This window comes from Apibacter sp. ESL0432 (genome assembly GCF_019469225.1).
Lineage (GTDB): Bacteria > Bacteroidota > Bacteroidia > Flavobacteriales > Weeksellaceae > Apibacter.
Genome location: NZ_CP048266.1, coordinates 775,601 through 794,296 on the forward strand (window position 1 = coordinate 775,601; position 18,696 = coordinate 794,296).

General features: G+C 30.0%; 16 protein-coding genes and 2 tRNA genes. 7 read left to right on the forward strand and 11 right to left on the reverse strand.

Annotation, left to right across the window (positions count from 1 at the left end; all coding sequences use genetic code 11):
- Positions 1–31: 31 nt before the first annotated feature.
- Entirely contained in the window at positions 32–520 is a 489-nt protein-coding gene (locus tag GYM73_RS03230; RefSeq protein WP_166006659.1) for a YkgJ family cysteine cluster protein, read from the forward strand.
- 2 nt (positions 521–522) lie between these two features.
- On the opposite strand, the gene GYM73_RS03235 is transcribed toward GYM73_RS03230, so the two are convergent.
- From GYM73_RS03235 to GYM73_RS03245, 3 genes are read right to left on the reverse strand one after another with little or no spacing between them, the layout of a single operon-like run.
- A complete protein-coding gene (locus GYM73_RS03235) occupies positions 523–954 on the reverse strand; it encodes a hypothetical protein (protein ID WP_105297028.1) in 432 nt (143 codons plus the stop codon).
- Between the two features lie 6 nt (positions 955–960).
- Positions 961–1,338 carry a RidA family protein gene (locus GYM73_RS03240; RefSeq protein WP_220234353.1) on the reverse strand — a complete coding sequence of 126 codons (378 nt, stop codon included), beginning with the start codon at positions 1,336–1,338 and terminating at the stop codon, positions 961–963.
- Between the two features lie 23 nt (positions 1,339–1,361).
- Positions 1,362–3,974: a putative LPS assembly protein LptD gene (locus GYM73_RS03245; protein ID WP_220234122.1), complete on the reverse strand. Its 2,613-nt coding sequence runs from the start codon at positions 3,972–3,974 to the stop codon at positions 1,362–1,364.
- A gap of 22 nt (positions 3,975–3,996) precedes the next feature.
- On the opposite strand from GYM73_RS03245, the gene GYM73_RS03250 reads away from it, so the two are divergent.
- On the forward strand, positions 3,997–5,283 hold the full coding sequence (locus GYM73_RS03250) for an N-acetylmuramoyl-L-alanine amidase (protein ID WP_160542341.1): 1,287 nt from the start codon (positions 3,997–3,999) through the stop codon (positions 5,281–5,283).
- Positions 5,284–5,710: 427 nt separating this feature from the next.
- Positions 5,711–6,553 (forward strand): glycosyltransferase, encoded by an 843-nt coding sequence (locus tag GYM73_RS03255; RefSeq protein ID WP_220234123.1) that lies wholly within the window; start codon positions 5,711–5,713, stop codon positions 6,551–6,553.
- 48 nt (positions 6,554–6,601) lie between these two features.
- On the opposite strand, the gene asnB is transcribed toward GYM73_RS03255, so the two are convergent.
- The 5 genes from asnB to rlmH form a co-directional block, all read right to left on the reverse strand.
- Positions 6,602–8,266, reverse strand: a complete 1,665-nt coding sequence (gene asnB / locus GYM73_RS03260) for an asparagine synthase B (RefSeq protein ID WP_220234124.1) — start codon at positions 8,264–8,266, stop codon at positions 6,602–6,604.
- A gap of 228 nt (positions 8,267–8,494) precedes the next feature.
- Positions 8,495–9,439 carry an MBL fold metallo-hydrolase gene (locus tag GYM73_RS03265; protein WP_220234125.1) on the reverse strand — a complete coding sequence of 315 codons (945 nt, stop codon included), beginning with the start codon at positions 9,437–9,439 and terminating at the stop codon, positions 8,495–8,497.
- Between the two features lie 161 nt (positions 9,440–9,600).
- Positions 9,601–10,173 carry an RdgB/HAM1 family non-canonical purine NTP pyrophosphatase gene (gene rdgB / locus GYM73_RS03270; protein ID WP_160542336.1) on the reverse strand — a complete coding sequence of 191 codons (573 nt, stop codon included), beginning with the start codon at positions 10,171–10,173 and terminating at the stop codon, positions 9,601–9,603.
- On the reverse strand, positions 10,158–10,967 hold the full coding sequence (locus tag GYM73_RS03275; RefSeq protein WP_220234126.1) for a CPBP family intramembrane glutamic endopeptidase: 810 nt from the start codon (positions 10,965–10,967) through the stop codon (positions 10,158–10,160). Before GYM73_RS03275 ends, rdgB begins: the two co-directional genes overlap by 16 nt.
- Positions 10,960–11,433 (reverse strand): 23S rRNA (pseudouridine(1915)-N(3))-methyltransferase RlmH, encoded by a 474-nt coding sequence (gene rlmH / locus GYM73_RS03280; protein WP_160556348.1) that lies wholly within the window; start codon positions 11,431–11,433, stop codon positions 10,960–10,962. Before rlmH ends, GYM73_RS03275 begins: the two co-directional genes overlap by 8 nt.
- A 486-nt stretch (positions 11,434–11,919) precedes the next feature.
- Here rlmH and GYM73_RS03285 point away from each other — a divergent pair, with 486 nt between their 5' ends.
- The 4 genes from GYM73_RS03285 to GYM73_RS03300 all read left to right on the forward strand — a co-directional run bounded on the left by GYM73_RS03285 (position 11,920) and on the right by GYM73_RS03300 (position 17,281).
- Positions 11,920–13,950, forward strand: a complete 2,031-nt coding sequence (locus GYM73_RS03285; RefSeq protein ID WP_220234127.1) for a dipeptidyl peptidase 3 — start codon at positions 11,920–11,922, stop codon at positions 13,948–13,950.
- A gap of 332 nt (positions 13,951–14,282) precedes the next feature.
- Entirely contained in the window at positions 14,283–15,296 is a 1,014-nt protein-coding gene (locus GYM73_RS03290; RefSeq protein WP_220234128.1) for a sensor histidine kinase, read from the forward strand.
- 6 nt (positions 15,297–15,302) lie between these two features.
- Complete coding sequence (locus GYM73_RS03295; RefSeq protein WP_220234129.1) at positions 15,303–16,055, forward strand: LytTR family DNA-binding domain-containing protein; 753 nt, start codon at positions 15,303–15,305, stop codon at positions 16,053–16,055.
- A 170-nt stretch (positions 16,056–16,225) separates the two neighbouring features.
- On the forward strand, positions 16,226–17,281 hold the full coding sequence (locus tag GYM73_RS03300) for an alpha/beta fold hydrolase (protein ID WP_220234130.1): 1,056 nt from the start codon (positions 16,226–16,228) through the stop codon (positions 17,279–17,281).
- A 182-nt stretch (positions 17,282–17,463) separates the two neighbouring features.
- Here the strand turns inward: GYM73_RS03300 and GYM73_RS03305 are convergent.
- The 3 genes from GYM73_RS03305 to GYM73_RS03315 form a co-directional block, all read right to left on the reverse strand.
- Positions 17,464–17,537 (reverse strand) — tRNA-Asp (locus tag GYM73_RS03305).
- A gap of 53 nt (positions 17,538–17,590) precedes the next feature.
- Positions 17,591–17,664 (reverse strand) — tRNA-Asp (locus GYM73_RS03310).
- Between the two features lie 338 nt (positions 17,665–18,002).
- Positions 18,003–18,632 carry a YceI family protein gene (locus GYM73_RS03315; protein ID WP_220234131.1) on the reverse strand — a complete coding sequence of 210 codons (630 nt, stop codon included), beginning with the start codon at positions 18,630–18,632 and terminating at the stop codon, positions 18,003–18,005.
- Positions 18,633–18,696 lie beyond the last annotated feature (64 nt).

Here is an 18,696-nt window from a genome sequence, read left to right on the forward strand (position 1 = left end):
TTTTAAGTTAAATAATATACATAAAAGTTTTATGGATTTAGATAAATATAAAAACGAAGCATTAAAAAAAGCTTCAGAACACAAAAAATATTTAGAAAAACTCAAAAATAAGAAGCCCAAAAAATTGGATCAAGAATTAATCGAAATTCATGATAAAATTTTCTCACATATAGATTGCCTACAATGTGCTAATTGTTGCAAAACTACCGGACCTTTGTTTTTGGAAAAAGACATTGAAAGAATATCTAAATATTTACGAATGAAACCGATTGATTTTATAGATCAATATTTGTATAAAGATGAAGAAAATGATTGGATATTTAAACAATTGCCTTGTCCGTTTTTAGACAGTTCCAATTATTGTTCCATCTATGAAGTACGTCCAAAAGCATGTAAAGAATACCCCCATACGGATCGTAAAAAATTCTATCAGATTAATAAATTAACCTTAAAAAATACGGTCATATGTCCGGCTGCTTACGAAGTAGTGGAGCTGTTAATGAAAACTATACGAATGTAGAATTACTTGTTTTTTTGTGAATCAATTATTTTTTTATTTTGTAACCATTCCACTATTTTAGCCCCTAGCCAAGAGAATGGAAAAAATATAAAAAACATACTTATTATATACCAGGTGGGATGTCCTTTAAATGTAAAAACAGAAATAATAGCAGTTAGTAAAAGTATAAATCCGATCAACATAGCATAGGCAGTTTTTGCTGTTTTTACTAATAAAGCGCAAACTATTCCACCTAAGAGAGAACCAATCCCGGAAGAAATTAATAAAGCTATAAAGAATTCGCCTTTAGCAGTACGAACAATGGATCTCCAATATTCTATAGGAAGACCTTTATAATTATAAGGTATCCAATAAGAATTTATCATAACAGAAAGAGTAATTATTGTAATGGCTACTAAAAGCCCGGATATAACTGCAAGAGTATTTCTTATCATTTCGTTTTATAATTCTGTAGCAATAACTGAAATTTCAATTAAAACATTTTTGGGTAAGGCTGAGACTTGTACACATTCACGGGCCGGATACGCATCAGAAAAATAAGAAGCATATATTTCATTAACCGTGGCAAAATCAGATAAATTTTGAAGAAAGATGGTAGTTTTAACCAAATTATTCCAATTTAAATTAGCTTCACTTAAAATTGCTTCAATATTTTTCATAACCTGATGAGTTTGATCATCAATGGAAGCAGGAATTTCACCGGTTTGCGGATCTACCGGTATTTGTCCGGAAACAAATAAAAAGTTGTTAACCTTAATCGCTTGAGAATAAGGTCCAATAGCTGCAGGAGCTTTTTCAGTATTAATTATTTTTTTAATCATGAATTAAATATACAAATTTTTTAAAAACTTGCATTGTCATTGAAATTTTTAGCCTCGTATTTTACCGCATCTTTTAATATGGCTGCTTTTACTCCTATATAAAAACTCCATGTTTTGTTATAACTTGAAGAAATGGGAACCCAATTAAAATTAATATTAAAACTTCTCAAATCTCTCATAAATCCTAGTCGAGTGTATCCGAATTCTTTACTTTCCAAATCGTAATTAGTAGATGCAGTAATTTTCCAATACGGAGAAGGGGAGATTTCTCCCGAAAGATTTACCGTAGCAGTTACATTAGTATTTCTATTATATTCTTTTGTAGAAGCATAATTCAATCCTACGTCCAATTTCCAAGGCATATCGAAATGGGCGTAATTTTCATCATCAAAGTAGTATTTTTCATATCTAACTGTTCCTTGCTTCTTATATTTAATTACTTTCTTTTCACCAAATAATGATTCATCCAAAGAAAAATTTAGTCCCATCGTATAACTGGCAATAGTGAAATATCCAAACTTATCAATAGCATGACCTACTGTTGATTCGGGAGTATCAAATACTATTTTATAAGGATTTACCCTCATGGCATAATTAACACGTAATTTAGAATTAAATAAAGAAGATGAACCCGAAGCATTAATAGGACTCCATTTCAAAGAATCTGCAGCAAAATTATAAGATGTATTGATATTTAAAGATTCGAATATTTTTATCTTTTTAAAACCGTTGGATTCTTTTTTATTTCTAACCTTCATTTCAAGATTGTTAGCAAGGGAAATATTTATGGAACTGTTTTCATAATTGGAAGGATTACCCATGACATTTCCTTCAAAATAAGAATATTTTACTTTTTTTCCATCTTTATCTGTGTACGTACCGTAATATCCCCAAGAATCTTTAGAGAAGTCAGGCATAAAACCATAGCTGATCGTAGGAGATATCATATGTCGAATTGCCTGAATCATACTTCCTTTTTTAAAGTTGGCGATACCATACAAAGTCGTTGTTAAATTAAGGGACCCGTCAAAAGTTCGGAAAGTTTTAAATCCATCTTTATTAAATGTTTCAACCTTATCCGTAGAAGCATTATAGTCCCTTCTTATAGTCTTTGTAGTCCAGATTTCTCGATAATTACCATTGATACCTAATTGAAAATAATTAAAAAGCGTGGAAGTAGTACCAAAACTGGTGGAATTTTTCATTCCGTTATTAGAGTTTTTAAACATTTTTGACGTAAACATATCGTCAGTAGTCGTATTCAATGAATTTTGAAGATTCATTTTATAATCCATATAGATATTGTGCCAAATGGTTTTCTTAGGTCCTAATTTAGGTTTAAAAGGATAAATTTGAGGCATCGTAACCGTTACATTAGGAAGTACCATGGTTACATCACCGGTTGAAATATTTTGCGAAGCGGAGGTATTAAGTGAAATAGTTAAGGGATTATTATTAAATCTTTTAACCAAAGAAATTGATGATGATGTTTGATTATTATTTACATTACCATGTAAAGCATTTTGATTATATATGCTGTTGTTATAGTAATTCTGACTCATAAAATTTACCGATGCGTTAAAGGACAAGTTTGGATTAGCTTTGGCATCTTGTAAATGAGACCATGTAATACGATAATTTTCAATTTCTGAATAATCATCCAGTCCTTTGGTACTGTTTATATTTTTTTCATAAATAAAATTTAAATTACCGGAATATTTGTAACGATTCAAATATCTTAATCGATTATCAATCATCCAGCTTCCTTTAGTATAAAATCCAAAACGGCTTTCTAAGTCCAAATATTCACCAATGGGAACATAAATTCCCCATCTTTCCAAATAAAATCCTTTATTTTGCCGTTCACCGAACGTTCCAATTAAAATTCCCGCCTGTCGATTGCTGCCCGTAGAAGGCAAATATAAAAAGGGTAAAATGAACGGAGTCGGTACTTGTTCAATATACATCGTGGTAGGTCCTGCAATGATGGTTTTTTGATTTTTACCGGTAATAACTTTCATTTTATTGGTCGATAAACCATAATCAGGAATAGAATCTTTCTTTGCTTTAAAATATTCATCCGTAGTCATAAATCCCCCCCTCATATAATATTCTTCATCATTCATTCTTTTGGCTTTCTTAGCAATAATTGCCATTTCATCTTCTTCCGTTCGAATATTAAAAGCCGTACCCTGTTTGGTATTCATATTAAATTGGGCTTCCGTATATTCATACTCTTTTCCTCCCTGAATAAATTTTATATTATCAATAATTCGTCCTAAACTGTCTACTTTTCCACGAGCTAAAATGTCTCCGGTATTCCAATCCATAACAATATAATCTGCCTTAATAGTCATATCTTGATAGCTGACTTGTGCATTATGGATCAGATAGGTTAATTTTTTTGAAAAAACATTACGAATTTCATCCCCTTTAGTGTCCACAATATTTTCAAGCTTTTCTTTATTGACTGATATGGAATCAGTAGGGATTTTTACAGTGTCAGAAAGGGTTTTAACTCTTTTTTCCTGTGCTAAGAGAATGTTAAAAATTAGAAAAAATAAATAAAGTATATTATATTTGAAACTTGAATTGATCAAAGCATATAAATTCAGAAAAAATTTTGCTGTCAAAATTAATCAAAAAAAAGAATTAATGAGAGTTTTAACAATATTTAACTTAAAAAATATACTACTAATAACTTTAATTTTTTTCACCGGCTCTTTATCTTCACAAAAAAAAGATTTTACCTTAGTTTTGGATGCCGGACATGGCGGGCATGATAATGGTGCCAGAGGAGCCTATGCCAATGAAAAAGATGTAAATCTTTCATTGGTTTTAAAAGTTGGAGCCATGATTGAAAATAATAATAAAGATGTAGAAGTTATTTATACTCGAAAAACTGATGAATTTATTCCATTAATGACCCGCGCAGATATTGCCAATAAAGGAAAAGCCAACTTATTTATTTCCATACACTGTAATTCAAGCCCTAAAAGTGCCCCGTACGGTACGGAAACCTTTGTTCTGGGAGCTCATCGAAATAGAGATAATTTTGATGTTGCAAAAAGGGAAAATGAAGTTATTTATATGGAAAAAGATTATCAAACGACTTATGAAGGATTCAACCCCTCATCACCCGAATCGGTAATAGGCCTCACATTGATGCAAAACATATATTTAGAAAACAGTTTAAAAATGGCCAGCTATGTGGAAAATAATTTTAAAAAAGAAAATCGATTTTCCAGAGGAGTAAAACAAGCCGGTTTTTTGGTTTTAGTTCAAACAGCCATGCCTTCAGTGTTAATTGAAACCGGATTTATCTCTAATCCTCAAGAAGGGCAATATTTAGCTTCAGAAGATGGACAAAATACTATAGCTAAAGATATATACGAAGCTTTTTTAAGCTATAAAAAGGAATACGATAAAAAATCAGAGAAAAAAGCGGAGGAAGAAATTCAACAAGTTGTTGAAAATCCGGTGGACAGTAACTTATCACTAAAGGTACAATTCTTAGCATCATTCAACAGATACAGTCCTAATTCCTTGCAACTTAGAGGTATGAAAAATGTTGAAATTGTTAAATCAAACGGTAAGTATATATATTATGCAGGAAGTACCAATTTACGATCTGAAAGTGAAGCGACATTAAAAATTGCCAAAGAAGCCGGGTTTACAGATGCTTCTATAGTTGAATTTAATGAAAAAGAAGTGGTAACCGGTCTATACTATACCATTGAATTATTTGTATCACCTAAAAAATACAGAGAAAGAGATGCTATTTTCAGGGGATTAAATAATGTAATAAGACAAAAAACGGATAACAATTTATACATATATACCAGCGGGAAAGTAAGTAGTTACGATTCAGCCAAAAAATTATTGGAAATCTATAAAAAAATAGGATTTTCAGATGCTATCATTTCGAAAACTTTATCGTAATTTAAATCAGTATATTAAATAAGATATAAATTTTTTCTACTCATAAATTCATAACATGAGTTAAAAAATATCCATTATAAAAGATTTCTAAAGTTTCCCAATAGATCCCGTTTATTGAGCTTATTGATAATTATTTAAATTTATAACGTTGATCAAATTTCTTAAAAACCAAGCCTTGTCAAATGGTTCATTCAACCCATTATTTAAATAAAGCTCGGTTCCAATTATCCTTATTTTACCAATTGCACAATCTAAAAGATAGTATAAAGTATATGAATCAATTGTAAAAATATTCATACTTATATTGTGTTTAAAACTAATAAAATTAAGGGTCACTAAAACAGATAATTTATCGTCATGGTAATGATCTTAATTTTATTTTGTTGGAATATAAAATTCAATCCCATAAAAAAATTACTTTTGTAATATGAAAGAAAATCCTATTTTATCTATAGTTGTTCCGGTTTTTAATTCAGGAATTTATTTGAAGGAAACTATTAAAAGTATTGAAGAGGTAAATTTTTCATATCCTTATGAAGTCATATTAGTAAATGACGGATCAACAGATTCGGAGACTTTAAAAATATTGGAAGATTACAAAGAAAAATATACAATTATAAATCAAGAAAATGGAGGAGTAGCCAGGGCAAGAAATACGGGTATTGAAAATGCAAAAGGTCAATATATATTACCTTTCGATTCGGACGATATAATGAATGGAAATTATTATGATCAAGCTTTACATAAGATTATTCATGATCCAACTATTGACATTCTCTATGGAGATTATATAATTTTCGGAAGTGAGAACAGGTATAATAAATCAGGAAAATATAACCGTTTACGGTTAATAAATAGCGGATGTTTTTTACCCAATTCAAGTATCTATAAAAAAAAGGTATGGGAGGATAATGGAGGCTATGATGTAACTTTGTCGTATGCAGAAGATTGGGATTTCTGGTCAAGAGCTGCAGTAAAAAATTATAGCTTTTATTATTTCAATCAACCCTTATACAAATATAGAAGAATTCATGACGGAAAATCATTAAGTCAAAGCAAAGCAACCAATTATAATGAAGCCATTAAAACATTAAAAAGTAAAATTCCGGCTTCTGTATTTAATCAAGAAACCATAAGTGATTATGTGGTACAATCCGTTAGAGAAAATAGAAAATTAAAGATAAAACTCTTTTTACGCATATTTTTTCCAAAAATATATAATTATCTAAAAAAGAAAAACTTATTTCCAAATGGGATAGTAGTAGAATAGAATGGCTTTTATTATCAATAATAAAAGCCATGAAAGAGAAATTTTGACCTAAATAGCATCAGTATGGACCGTTTTTACGGCTCTACCTGATGGATCAGGGTTATTTTTAAATGCTTCATCCCATTCTAAAGCTACGGCAGAACTACAGGCTACAGAAGGTACAGAAGGAACCGTTTGTGCTGCTGCTTGAGAAGGGAAATGTTCTTCAAATATGCTTCTGAACCAATATTCTTCTTTTGACATTGGTGGATTAATTGGAAAGCGTTCGGATGCTCTTTCCATTTGTTTATCAGAAACTTTTTTATCAGCCGTTTCTTTTAATGTATCAATCCAAGAATAACCCACTCCATCAGAGAATTGTTCTTTTTGTCTCCAAGCAACTTCTTCAGGTAAATAATCTTCGAATGCCTCTCTTAAAATATGCTTTTCAATTTTTCCGTTTCCACACATTTTATCTTTAGGATTTAAAGTCATGGCAATATCCATGAATTCTCTGTCCAAGAAAGGAACCCGTCCTTCAACTCCCCACGCCATTAAGGATTTATTGGCACGAAGACAGTCGTAAAGGTGGAGTTTATCTAATTTTCTGACGGTTTCTTCATGAAATGCTTGAGCATCAGGTGCTTTGTGGAAATATAAATATCCGCCGAAAAGTTCATCGGATCCTTCTCCCGATAATACCATTTTTACTCCCATAGATTTTATATATCTGGCTAATAAGTACATGGGGGTAGAAGCACGAACCGTTGTAACATCGTAGGTTTCAATATGATAAATGACATCACTGATCGCATCTAAAGCTTCTTCAATGGTAAAATGAATTTCATGATGTACGGTCCCGATATGGTCTGCCACTTTTCTGGCTGCCAACAAATCCGGAGCACCTTTCAGTCCTACAGCAAAAGAATGCAGTTGAGGCCACCAAGCATCCGAATTATTGTTATCTTCCACTCTTTTACTTGCATATTTTTTTGCAATAGCTGAAATAATGGATGAGTCTAATCCACCGGATAGAAGAACACCGTAAGGAACATCAGACATCAACTGTCTGTGTACAGAATCTTCTAATCCTTTTCTTAATTTTTGAATGTCTGAAATGTTGTCTTTCACAGAATCAAAATTCATCCAATCTCTATGATACCAAGTTTTTATTTCTCCCTCCGGACTGTATAAGTATTTTCCCGGTTCAAATTCTTTGATATCCGGACAAACTCCTTCCAACGATTTGAGTTCACTGGCTACATAAAATTGCCCTTTTTCATCATATCCCATATATAAAGGAATGATTCCCATATGATCCCTGCCAACTAAATAAGCATCTTTTTCTTGATCATATAAAACGAAGGCATAAATTCCTGTAATATCTTCAAATAATTTAACCCCTTTTTCTTTATATAAAGCTAAAATAACTTCACAGTCAGATAAAGTTTGGAAATCGTATTTTCCTTTAAATTTCTTTCTAATTTCTTTATGATTGTAAATTTCACCGTTTACGGCTAATATCAATTTTTTATCGCTGCTATATAAGGGTTGACCACCGGAAGCAATATCAACGATGGATAATCTTTCATGAGCAAGGATTGCATTTTTATCGCAATGGATTCCGGACCAATCCGGACCTCTATGACGAATTTTTTTTGCCATTTTTAAAGCCTGAGGTCTTATTGTTTCACCGGCTTCTTTTAAATCGAAAATTCCTACAAATCCACACATTTTTTTTGTTTATTAATTTTTGTAAAATTAAAGTAAATTAGCTTAAATGTAAATATAATTTGTAATTTTTATTTTTAAAATAAATTTATTTATTGGTTTTAATTTATTTTATAAACTTTTTGATGGTAAAACACAAAAATAAGTTTAGATTGAGAATGTGAAATGTTTGAAATAATAAACTGTAAAAATATTTTTCAGAAAGATGTAAGAGGTTCTTATTTTTATCAACTATTTCAAAATAATACGCTCTCCTTGTTTAGGAAATATATAATTGATAGAATATGGATTATTGTTTACTAATTGTTCCTTAATTATTTGTTCATGATTTCCTTTGGGTTTGATATGGGTAACAATAATTGTAAGTTTTTTCATATTTTTTTTTCCTACTAATTGAGCTAATTTTTTCATTTCTTCATTTAGTAAGTTGGGCGTTAAATGACCAAACAATAATTCTTCAGGTTGAGAATTAGGAAATGAAACTTCAATCAGAAAGGTTTTTAATTTTCCTGATTTAATTTTAGGAGCTATAAGGTTCCAAATTTTTTTGAGTTTATCGGATTTTTCAATTCTGTCTGCTCCGGTATCGCCAAAATATAAAACTGCCCGAGTATTATTTTCTACTAATATGGCGGAGCTTTTAAGAGGTTTTACATGACTTAATTCATAAACCGTACCCGTTAAATGGGTATTAAGAATAGGGAATGCATTTCCTATTTCTGTGTATACATATTGATATTTATTTAGAATCGGACTTTCGCCTTCATTGGCAAAATTGATCCAAGCAGCATTGGTAAAATATTTATTTTTTAAAACATCTATGGTTTCCTTACTTGCATAAATTGGCTTGGAGGAATCTTCGGGAGAGTTAATCAACATTCCTGATAAATGGTCTAAATGGCCATGAGATATAAAATATCCTTTGATGTTATCTTTTAATACATTTTCAATTGTAGTATTGGTAAAGGTTCCTTTTTCAATTGCCTTATTAATACCACTATAAATAGTTCCGGCATCCAAAGCTAAATAATTGAATGTTTTTTCTTCAGCAATTAGATAAGAAGAAAGATTACTCTCATTACTTCCTCCGTATACTCCTAATGGAACGATCTCTAAATTCTGAGCCGAGGTAATTATAGATACCGCAAGACATATTTTCAGAAAATATTTTTTCATGATCCTACTTTTTTAAATCAAATTATAATTGAAATATTTTTTCATAAGACTCGTGCATCTTTCCATTAATTGAAATATCAACGTATGCTAAGAAAATGAAATTCAATGATTGCTTTAATTAAAGTAAAAAATATAACGGATCATTTATAGTATAAAGTTAACTAATATAACTTTAAAAAATTGGTAAATCTTCGTAAAGCAATAGCTCTGTGACTTATCATATTTTTTTCTTTAGGTGAAAATTCTGCGAAACTTTTCAAATATCCGTCAGGAATGAATATCGGATCATATCCGAACCCACCATCACCCTTGATTAAAGTAGTAATAGTTCCAAAAATTTTACCTTCAAAATATTTAACTTCCTCATTATTTACCCAACAGATTACGCTTATAAAATATGCTTTTCTATTGGTACTATTTTGCATACTTTTTAGCACTTTAGAAATATTATCTTTAAAAGATCCGGTGCCTGCATAACGCGCAGAATAGATTCCGGGTTCTCCATTTAAAGCTTCAACTACTAATCCGCTGTCATCTGCAAAACAAGGTATATGAGTTAAATCATACCCGAATTTAGCTTTAATAAAAGCATTTTCACGGAAAGTGGTACCTGTTTCTTCAATTTCGCCTTCAAAATTATAATCAGCAAAGGTTTTAAGTTGAAAATTTTCGGGTAAAATTTCAATTATTTCAGCTTTTTTATGTTCGTTTTGTGTAGCTAATAGGATTTCCATGATTGATTTTTTGTTAATTTCATATAAATGCATCCAAATATAGCTATTATAATAATACCAACAATAAACAGAGTAAAATTACTAAAACCTAATTCGGGTGATTCCAATGATTTATATCGTATAAAAAATATAAAACCTATCGTATTATTAATGCAATGAAGTAGTGTGCATGTAAGTAGGGAACCTGTTTTATAGAAAGTAATTCCTAAGACAATTCCTGCTAAAATTCCACCAACTGCTTGCCAAGGAAATATATGGATTCCTCCAAAAATTAAGGCTGATATTAATATAGCTTTTTGCGGTTTAATTTGATTATTGAGCATTCCCTTTAAAATAAATCCCCTAAAAAATAATTCTTCAAAAATTGGAGCAACGATACATACCGATATAAAGGTAATTATAGGATAATTACCGGCATTACCCAATAAGGCATACGACATGGTTTTATACATTTTTTCGAATATTCCGCCTTGAGTAGGTATTAATCCGGTTAAAAATTCTGAAACTAAATATTGTCCAAAAAATAACAAAAGGGCAATAGGGAAGAGTTTACTATTCTTAAGTGAGTAACTGATTATAAAACGTTCTTTTCTGGGTTTCAATCCCACAAAATAATAGACTAAAAAGACGATAAAATAATTTCCAATGGTTAGAATCGGGGTAAAAACGTAGGGATTGGTATGTAGTTTTTTAGCTAGAATTGAAAATAGAGGACTTAGTACCAAAGCTCCCAAAAAAAATAAGATAAGAGCTAAAACTATGTCATACCATTTTAATTTAAGATAATTATTCATTGTGATAAGGTTTGCCTTGTAAAATACTAAAGCCGCGATATAATTGTTCAACGAAAAACAAACGCACCATCTGATGCGTAAATGTCATTTTGGATAAAGCTAGTTTTTGAGGATTTAGATTATAAATCTTGTCAGAAAATCCATAAGCTCCTCCAATACAAAAAACTAAATGTTTAACAGAATTATTCATTTGCTTTTCCAGAAATGATGAAAATTCAGTCGAAGTAAACTCTTTGCCTTTTTCATCTAAAATTATGAGTGTATCTCCCGAATCCAAAAAAGAAAGAATGGACTCTGCTTCCGCATTTTTTAATTCATTTTCTGAAAGATTCTTGGAATTTTTTACATCCGGCAATTCTTTGCGTTCAAATTTTATGAAAGCGGGTAAGCGTTTTTCTAAATTTTCCATTAGAAATACTAATTCTTTAGAATTGGTTTTGCCAATCGATAATAATGTAATTTTCATGCCACATTAATAACTGCAAAAATAGAAGATTATTTATAAATAAAGTCTTCTTTTTATTAAGCCTGTATTTAATAAAAAAATTTAGTAATAATATACTTACTCACTTCCATATAATATAAGTTTTAAACGTTTAAAATTAAATTCAGTTTATGAATACTCTTTTGTAATATATTTTTCTTGATTGAGATAATAACTTTCATTTTTAAATAGATTGCGTCCTAAATTAGAAGAGTATACCGGTTTTTACCCGTTTAGAAAATTTAGATATAAATCCCAATTGTAGTGGTAAATAGTTTTATGGAAGGTTCTTATATCAGTTTTATTAAAAAGTAATATTCTTTTAAGGTTAATATATAACGTATTGAGTATTATTTTTTTAATTATAAACTTATCCCATTCATTTTATAATAAATTTGAGAACTATACTCTCCTTATCATATAGTTTTTTATCTTTGTTAACATAATTAACATATAAACATTATAAAGATGAAAATTAATATTGTTGCGGGTATTCTTGCTGCCTCAATAATTTTGGGGTCTTGTGAATCAAAACATTCAGAGCAAACCGAAAAAATTAGTGAAGAAGATTTTAATTATAAAGTCGATCGTTTTGCCAATATTGAAGTTTTAAGATATCGAATACCTGAATGGGATAAGTTGTCTTTAAATGAAAAAAAATTGGTCTATTATCTTTCTCAAGCCGGATTAGCAGGTAGAGATATCCTTTGGGACCAAAACTATAAATATAATTTAAAAATAAGAAAAGCATTAGAATCCATCTATCAAAATTATAAAGGAGATAAAACCTCTAAAGATTGGAACAATTTTGAAGTATATATAAAAAGGGTTTGGTTTTCAAATGGGATTCATCATCATTATTCGAACGATAAAATTATGCCTGAATTTACCCAAGCATATTTTGAGGAGTTATTGAAAGAAACTCAAACTTCATTGGATTCTCAGATCGTTTCCATTTTATTCAATGAAAAAGATTCTAAAAAAGTAAATCTTGATGAATCCAAAGGGTTAATTTCAGGATCTGCAGTAAATTTTTATGGAGAAGGAATTACCGAAAAGGAAGTGGAGAAATATTATTCAGCTAAAAAAAGTTCGGATGCTTCTCGTCCCTTATCTTTTGGTTTAAACTCCCAATTAGTTAAAGACAGTAAAGGTACTTTAGAAGAAAAGATTTGGAAAAGCGGGGGAATGTACGGTTCAGCTATTGATCAAATAATCTATTGGTTGGATAAGGCTGTTACCGTAGCTGAAAATAAAGAACAGGGAGATGCCTTGAAACTTTTAATTGAATATTACAGAACAGGAGATTTAAAAACTTGGGATGAATATAATATAGCATGGCTTAAAGCAACTAAAGGAAATATAGATTATATAAACGGATTTGTAGAGGTGTATAATGATCCGCTTGGTCATAAAGGATCTTATGAAAATATCGTTCAAATCAAAGATTTTGACATGTCGGCAAAAATGGAAGTTATATCCAAAAATGCACAATGGTTTGAAGATCATTCTCCTTTAATGCCGGAACATAAAAAGAAAAATGTAGTAGGGATATCGTATAAAACAGTTAATGTAGCATCAGAAGCGGGGGATTCTTCACCCAGTACTCCGATTGGAGTAAATTTACCTAATGCGGATTGGATCCGTGCGGAATATGGCTCAAAGTCGGTTTCTTTAGGTAATATTATAGACGCTTATAATTTAGCCGGAGGAAGTGAAAAATTAAAAGAATTTGCATACAGCCAAGAAGAAATAGAATTATCAGAAAAATACGGAGAATTAGCAGATAAACTGCATACAGCTTTACATGAAGTTGTGGGTCATGCCTCGGGACAAATTAATCAAGGTGTCGGAACCCCTAAAGAAACTTTAAAAAGTTATGCATCTACTATGGAAGAGGGAAGAGCAGATTTAGTAGGGTTGTATTATTTATATGATCCGGAATTACAAAAGCTAGGATTAGTAGATGACTGGAAAAAAGTAGGAATGACAGCCTATAATGATTATATACGAAACGGATTAATGACTCAATTAGTTAGAATTGAACCGGGTAGAGATATAGAAGAAGCACATATGAGAAATCGTCAATGGGTTAGTGCGTGGGCGTATGAAAAAGGTAAAAAAGATAATGTAATTGAAAAAGTGGTTAAAGATGGTAAAACCTATTTTAAAATTAATGATTACGAAAAGCTTCACAATTTATTTGGAGAATTACTGAAAGAAACTCAAAGAATTAAATCTGAAGGAGATTATAATGCTGCAAAAAATTTAGTGGAAACGTATGGAGTAAAAGTGGATAAAGAATTACATGCAGAAGTTTTAAAAAGAAATTCTAAATTTAATACCGCAGCATATAAAGGTTTCATCAATCCTATTTTAGTTCCTAAAACCAATGAACAAGGAGAAATAACTGACATTGAAGTTACTTATCCGGAATCATTTGCAGTAGAAATGTTGTTCTACTCTAAAAATTATGGATTCCTTCCTCTTGAAAACTAAAAATTTAAATACTTACCATACAAAACGACTTTACTTACAGACTGTAAGTAAAGTCGTTTTATTTTATGATAAGCTTTATTACATACACTTATTTATAAAATGGAAATCCTATTTAATTTTCAGACAAATTATTTATAAAGTTTTCCTTTTTATTAGTATAATATTCGGATTAGAGATAAAATATTTTTAAAATAATTTATCCTAAAATAAAATTCATTCTTAGATTTGCTAAATATATCTTATTCCGGTTTTTTTTTATATAAATTACCTAAATGAAAATTTGATTACTATTTATACAAGTTAACAAGTGTAATGATTATTATTTATAAATCATGCCTAAATATGCTACTCTAAATACTCCCAGTAATTTATTAATATTCAGTTTAATTTGCACTTTATTTATTCTTTATCCTGAAATTACATGGATACCTTATGAAATGAAAATTTTATCTCAAGATAAACGTTTAAGATTTACGATATTCTTTTTTTTTCGTTATGGTTATTATGTTTCCATTTTGTGTTATTTAATTTGTTGGAATTTAAATAATTGTCTAAAAAAAACAATTAAATTCAGATTAGTATATACTTTATGTATATCGGGAATCGCTTTTAGTTTTTATGGACTAATTACATTTATTATATATTGTAAGGTTAAGCATTTTGGAAGTTTAGTATTATTCCAGTTTTTCTTTATTTCAATGTTGGCTATATGTATTGGTTATATTTCACGGTTATACCAAGAGCGTAGGAAAAAAGAACAAGAAATTGAATTACTTAAATTAGAAAATCTGCAAAGCAGATACGATGCATTAATGAATCAAATAAATCCGCATTTTTTTTTCAACTCCTTAAACGGGTTAACATCATTAATTAGAAAAAAAGAAGAAAAGGCAACACTAACCTATATAAATAAATTATCGGATGTTTTTAGATATATTCTACAAAATAATAAAAAAGGATTAGTAAGTATACAAGAAGAATTAAAATTTTTGGAAGCCTTTCGTTATTTAACGGAAATACGTTTTGCCAATAAATTAGAATATACAATACAAGTACGTAAACAATCATTACATAAAAAATTACCCTATTTATCTTTAATGCCTCTTCTTGACAACATTATTGTACATAATCGGATCGATAGTGACCATAAAATGCTAATATCCATATATATAAATCAAACAAATGAATTAGTAATTTCAAATCCCATATATCCAAAATTAACCGTTCAGGAAACCAACGGTACAGGTTTAAATAACTTGGATAAAAGGTTTTATTTATTATGCAATCAACATATAAGAAAAAAAATACATGAATCCCGATTTTATGTCTATTTGCCACTTAAATAAGCTATGATGAACGTATTAATAGTTGAAGATGAAACAGCTGCAAATGAAACACTTGAAGCTTTATTGAAAGAGATTGATTCAACTATAAAAATAGTTGGTGTCACAGAAAGTGTTGATCAGACTATACATTGGCTTACCAATAATCCTGAACCTGATTTAATCTTTCTGGATATTCAGCTTTCAGACGGAATTTCATTTTTAATTTTTGAACGATTAACTATAGAAATACCCATTATTTTTACGACAGCCTATAATGAATTTGCCATTCAAGCTTTTAAGCAAAATAGTATTGATTATTTACTAAAACCCATTAAACAAGAAGAACTAGAAAATGCTTTACATAAATATAAAAGAAATACTCAGAATACTGTTTTTAAGTATTTATCAAGACTTTCCCGGTTAGCTCCTAATCCCAATTATATAAATAAATTGTTACTTCCTTACAAAGATCAATTAGTGCCCGTCAAAATTTCAGATATTTCCTATTTCTACAACACAGATAAAAACACAAAGGTAACCTTGAAAAATGGTAGAACATATCCTATTTCCAAAACTTTAGAGCAGATTTATCTTAAATTAAATCCTAAAGATTTTTACAGAGCCAATAAACAATATATTATATCCCGAAGCAGTATTGAAAATATAACGATTTGGTTTGATAACCGGTTGTATATTACACTTGATGTAAAAATTCCTGAACGAATGTATATCAGTAAAAATAAAGCTGCTGAATTTAAAGAATGGTTGGTAAAAGACTAACAATTTCCTTTTCTAGACAATAAATTGATTTCCGCCGATTGGATATACATTTTAATTTTATTCGTTTTTATGCCCAATATTTCGCTTTAAGTTCAATAAAAAACTCAGATAAATTGGTATTTATGAAACTTTGTGGAACACGATAATATTAACAATTATTATATGACATAATGAAAACAGTTTTTTTAATGACAAGTGTACTTTTGCTAGTATTGGCTTATGGTCAAAAAAAAGATGATAAGTTTGAAGAAAAGCCCATACTAATCAAAGAACAGGGGGCATTTTCTGTAGGAGGTAAAATTAGTAAGAGCGAAGGAGTATTTGATCCTAATAAGCCCTGGTTCGAGCCACAAGGAGGACAAACAAGACATTGTGATCATGCCGATGTATGGTATCAAATTCCTGTTCATCCTAAGCATACGTCCATGGTTTTTCTACATGGGTATGGGCAATCCAGACGAAGCTGGCAAACGACAGCAGACGGGCGAGAGGGATTTTCCAATATATTTTTAAGAAAGGGGTATAGTATATACCTGGTAGATCAACCCGGAAGGGGAGAAGCAGGACAAACATGTAAGCCCCTAGCTATTTCAACAGCACCTGATGATCAAACCTGGTTTACACAATTTCGGATAGGAAAATATCCAAATTATTATGAGGGAGTACAATTTCCAAAAGATAGTATATCAATCGATCAATTTTTTAGAATGATGACACCCAATACAGGCAGTATAGATGAGGAAACTCTTGTAAACTCATTATCAGAAGTATTGAATAAATCGGGAGATGCTATTCTTTTTACACATTCAGCCGGAGGATTGCCCGGATGGAAAACAGCTATACAGAATGAAAAGGTAAAAGCAATTATTGCCATTGAACCGGGTGCGTTTAGTTTTCCCGAAGGGAAAGTTCCTGTAGGAAATAGGGGAGGGAGTATACCCATGAATCAATTTATGAAATTAACCCGTATACCTATACTCATATATTATGGAGATTTTATTCCCAAAGAAAAAACTACTGCTTATTCGCAAAATTTTTGGAGAGAAGTACTGATTTCTGCTAAAGAATGGGCGAAATTAGTAAATGAAAGCGGTGGAGATGTCACTGTTATTCATTTGCCGGACATTGGAATAAATGGAAATACGCATTTTATTATGTCAGACCTTAATAATCTTGAAATTGCGGATCATATACAAAAGTGGTTAAAAGAAAAAAAATTAAATTAATGCTTTACTATAGTAATTAGTATAATAGGGTAGATATCCATGCAAAAAACTCTTATAATAATTAAATTCTAAACAAAAATAAGATATTTAGAGATCTGTATTAAGAGTCTTCATAGTTAAATACTAATAAATAAAAAAGGAGATTAATAGGAATTAATATGAAAATGAAGTTTAAATTTTAGCGATCCGGACGGGACTCGAACCCGCGACCACCTGCGTGACAGGCAGGTATTCTAACCAACTGAACTACCGGATCAGGGTAGATTGCATAGTGTGCAATAAAAAAATAAAGAAATTTATGTTTCTTAGCGATCCGGACGGGACTCGAACCCGCGACCACCTGCGTGACAGGCAGGTATTCTAACCAACTGAACTACCGGATCTTTTCTGAAGACTTATTTTTAATAATTTCAGTGGTGCAAAGATAAACTCATTTTTCAATTTCACAAACTTTTTTGATTGAAAAATTCATATTTTTTGCTACAAATAACGATTTTTAAAGTAATTAATCTCATTTAATACTATTAAATCTATGAATTTCAATAAAATAATAAATGAAATAAACACTAATTTTTTTAAATTTAATTCTTTATCGATTAATAGGTACTGAATCAATCATATAATGTATCTAAAAATTAATTACGTATTGATTGTTTAATTGTGATTGATACTATTTTAGGTTTAACTTGTCGCAAACAAACTTAATTGTAGATAACAAGTATTATTTAGAAATAAAAACCATTAAATCAACTTCTGTCCAAGTTTTACCTTCATGCAGATCAAAACAAGCTCTATGCAAGCTGGTATATGCTTTTTCAGAATTAAAATCTTTTAATACGTCGATTGAACCTTGAATCATCATCATTTTTTTGTCAAGTTTATATGAAAATTCTTTGGTTATTGTTTTTCCATTTAAAGTTAAGGAGATTTTCACCTTATTGTTTTCAAATTTCCCAAATGATCCATAAATTTCAGGAGAGGATAATCTTTTAAAAAAAAATAAAGTTAAGTTTCCATCTCTTGAAGTGTCACCGGTAGAAACCGTTGTTCCATCAATATAAAATTTTGCTCCTTCCAATGATTCATCCAACGGTTTATCTTCTTTGGTGTTGGTTAAGGAAATATTTTTAAAACTACCACTTACAGGTACTTTTTTTGGAGTTTTATAAGCCGTCCATACTAATTCTTTTTTGAAACTGGATTCTTTTCCTTGAGGTTTAATTTGTTGTGTTGTAGTTTCAACGCTTTTTACTTCAGAAGTCGAGGTAGATTTATTACTCTTATTATCTCCGCAAGAAAACAAAATAAGTTGAACGGATAAAATTAAACTAATATATTTATTATATAACATCTTAAAAGTTTTAATTGTTAGTAAAAAATTATTTAATAAATCAAATAATTAGTTTTAAATAATT